Origin of the sequence: Bartonella sp. CL70QHWL, assembly GCF_042194855.1 — a bacterium.
Taxonomy (GTDB): Bacteria; Pseudomonadota; Alphaproteobacteria; order Rhizobiales; family Rhizobiaceae; genus Bartonella.
In genome coordinates this window covers 1-3,729 of record NZ_JBHINJ010000053.1, presented here as the reverse complement: position 1 = coordinate 3,729, position 3,729 = coordinate 1, and the positions used below count along the sequence as shown (strand labels likewise).

Here is a 3,729-nt window from a genome sequence, read left to right as displayed (position 1 = left end):
ATAGCCTTGCCAAGCAGGATGAAAAGACAAAAGTTATCACTATTGGTAAAGAAGTAGAAGGTACAGAACTCAATATTTCAAATAAAGACAAAGTAGATCGGACACTTTCTGGTGTTAAGGCAGCAGAGAATGACAATGAAGCAGTCAATAAAGCGCAGCTTGATGCAAGTCTGAAGGATCTTTCCAGCAGCCTTCAGTCTGATGATTCAGCAGTGGTTCTCTACGATAAACAGGCAGATGGTAAAACTGATTATAGCAGTGTGACTTTAGGTAAAGGTAAGGATGCAGGACCAGTTGCACTTCATAATGTTGCCGAAGGTAATATTGCTAAGGATTCAAGGGACGCAATTACAGGTGGTCAGCTTTATTCCTTAGGGGACAATGTTGCAACTTATTTAGGTGGTGGCGCTGAATATAAGGAAGGTCAATGGAGTGCTCCAAGCTTTAAAGTTAAAACTGTCAAAGGTGATGGTAGTGATGTTGAAGATAAGGAATATAAAACTGTAGCGGAGGCATTGGCTGGAGTTGGTGCTTCCATCACCAATGTTCGCAAAGAGATTAACAATGAAATTACTAATGTTGTCAGTGATAGCCTTGCCAAGCAGGATGAAAAGACAAAAGTTATCAATATTGGTACAGAAGTAGAAGGCAGTGAAATCAATATCGCAAATAAAGACAAAGGGGATAGAATACTTTCCGGTGTGAAGGAAGCAACGAAGAATAATGAAGCAGTCAACAAAGAGCAACTTGATAAAAGTTTAGAGAAGCTTTCTAACAATCTTCAGTCTGATGAATCGGCTGTTGTTCACTATGATAAAAAAGATGGTGATAATGGCATCACTAATTATGCGAGTGTGACTTTGGGTAAAGGTAAGGGTTCTGCATCTGTTGGTTTGCATAATGTTGCCGAAGGTCAGATTAGTGAGAATTCGCATGATGCGGTTAATGGCGGTCAGATTTCTAAGGTTTCTCAGGATATTGCGGAATACTTAGGTGGAGGTACAAGCTTTAAAGATGGTACTTTCACGGGTCCAACCTATAAATTATCCAGTGTTGATGCAAAAGGCGAGGAAGTAGAAAAATCCTATAGTGATGTTGGTTTAGCCATTGAAAGCATTGATACGAATTTCAAGAATGTAAATAGCAACCTAACGAATAAGTTTAATGAACTTACTGAAAACATCACGAATATTACTCAGGAAGTTCAAGGCGATGCGCTGTTGTGGGATAAGGACGCAGAGGCATTTGTAGCGACGCATGGAGAGAAGGAAAGCAAGAGTAAGATTACATCACTTGCAGCTGGCTCTATAGTATCAGGCTCGAGTGATGCGATTACGGGTGGACAGATTTATGATCTGCAAAAACAGTTTGCTGGCTATTTTGGTGGAGGTGCTGGTTATAATGAGAAAGGCGAATGGCAAGATCCGGATTTCCAAATTCAGACTTTCAGCAATGATGGTACGAAAGGTGATAAGAAGAGCAGTAATAATGTTGCAGGTGCGTTTAATGACATTAATGACAGCATGAGCACTATCAACGCTCGTATTAAGGAAGTTTCAGAAGGAGTTGCACAAGATTCTTTATCATGGAGCAAGGCTGATGGTGCTTTTGTCGCCTTGCATGGAGAAAAAGATGGTGCAAAGACAAACAGCAAGATTAAGTTCCTTGCGGCAGGAGATATTACGAAAGAATCGACAGATGCAGTAAATGGCTCCCAACTTTATTCCTTAGGAAAAGATCTTGCATCGTACTTAAACGGTGATGCTAAGTATGAGAAAGATCAATGGTTGTTGCCTAGATTTAAAGTTACACACCTTAAAGAAGATGGCACATCAGAAGAAGCTGAGTACGATAGTGTTTCAGAAGCTCTTTCAGGTGTTGGTAATTCTTTCACGAATGTGGTTAAAGACTTTAATGACAAAGTCACGAATATTACTCAGGAAGTTCAAGGCGATGCGCTGTTGTGGAATAAGGACGCAGAGGCGTTTGTAGCGACGCATGGAGGAAAAGACGGTGAGAAGACCAACAGCAAGATAACGTCGCTTGCAAATGGTGACATTACTGCTAGCTCAAGCGATGCTGTAGCAGGAAATCAGCTATATGCTCTAGGTAACAGTGTTGCGCAGTCTTTAGGTGGTGATGCTAGTTATGCAGGTGGCGCTTGGACAGCTCCAAGTTTCAAAGTTAAGACCGTTAATGAGGATGGTACTAAAGTTGAAGAGAAGAAGTATGATAATGTATCGGAAGCATTTGCTGGTGTAGGAACATCTTTTGAGAATCTTCAAAAAGAGTTCACCCAAAACAACACGGAGGTTACTGAAAATATTAAGCAGAATGCGTTGTTGTGGAGTGATGAAGATAATGCGTTTGTAGCGACACATGGAGAGGGTGCTGGGAAAGGCAACAGTAAAATTAAGTTTCTTTCCAATGGAGAGGTTTCTGCAAGCTCAAGTGATGCGATCAATGGTTCTCAGCTTTTTGATACGAATAAGACTGTTGCATCTTATTTAGGTGGTGGCGCTGAATATAAGGAAGGTCAATGGAGTGCTCCAAGCTTTAAGGTTAAGATTGTCAAAGAAGATGGCAGTGCTGTTGAAGAGCAGAGCTATGATGATGTTGCCAAAGCATTTGCTGGTGTAGGGAATTCATTCACAAATATTCACAAAGAGCTTAAGAATGAGATTAACCAAGTTGTAGGAGATAGTCTTGTTAAGCAAGATGAAAAGACACATGTTATTAGTGTAGGGGGTGAAAAGAGTGGTACAGAAGTTAAGCTTTCGAATATTGATGGTGCTGCACGGATCCTTTCTGGTGTGAAATCAGGAACGCTTTCGGAAGCATCGAGTGATGCAGTGAATGGTTCACAGCTTTTTGCGACCAATCAAAATGTAAGCAGTGTGTCAAACAATCTTGAAACAACAGCTACGAATATAGCTAAATCTTTAGGTGGTGGCGCTGAATATAAGGAAGGTCAATGGAGAGCTCCAAGTTTCAAAGTTAAGACCGTTAATGAGGATGGTAGTGCTGTTGAAGAGCAGAGCTATGATGATGTTGCTAAAGCGTTTGCAGGTGTAGGGAATTCATTCACGAATATTCATAAAGAGCTTCAGAATGAGATTAATAGAGTTGTAGGAGATAGTCTTGTTAAGCAGGATGATGCTACGAAGGTAATCAAGATAGGTGGTGAAAAAGAGGGTAGTGCAATCACAATTGCAAATATGAATGGTGATGCACGTAGTCTCTCTGGCGTGAAAGCTGGCACACTTTCTGAAGGCTCGACAGAAGCAGTGAATGGTTCTCAGCTTTATTCCTTGAATCAGACGCTAGCGACTTATTTTGGTGGTGGCGCTCACTATGAAGATGGTCAATGGGTAGCACCTACTTTCAAAGTTACGACATTTAATGATGATGGTAGTCCAGAAGAGCATAGCTATCCCAATATTGCTGAAGCGTTTGCCGGTGTAAGCAATTCATTTACAAAGCTTCATAATGAGATTTCAGACAATATTGAGCAGAATGCGTTGTTGTGGAGTGATGAAGACAGTGCGTTTGTAGCGCTTCATGGGAAGGGAGATAAAAGAAGTAAGAGCAAACTGAAGTCAGTTTTAGATGGCGATATCTCTGAAGGTTCGACAGAGGCGATTACGGGCAATCAGCTTTATTCCTTGCATCAGACGCTAGCGATGTATTTAGGAGGAGGAGCTAGCTATGAAGGTGGCGAATGGAGGG

1 pseudogene is annotated in these 3,729 nt (G+C 41.3%); it reads left to right on the top strand.

The features are described 5' to 3' along the window. Positions 1 to 3,729, top strand: a pseudogene (locus ACFIJZ_RS09390) (hypothetical protein); the annotation flags it as partial.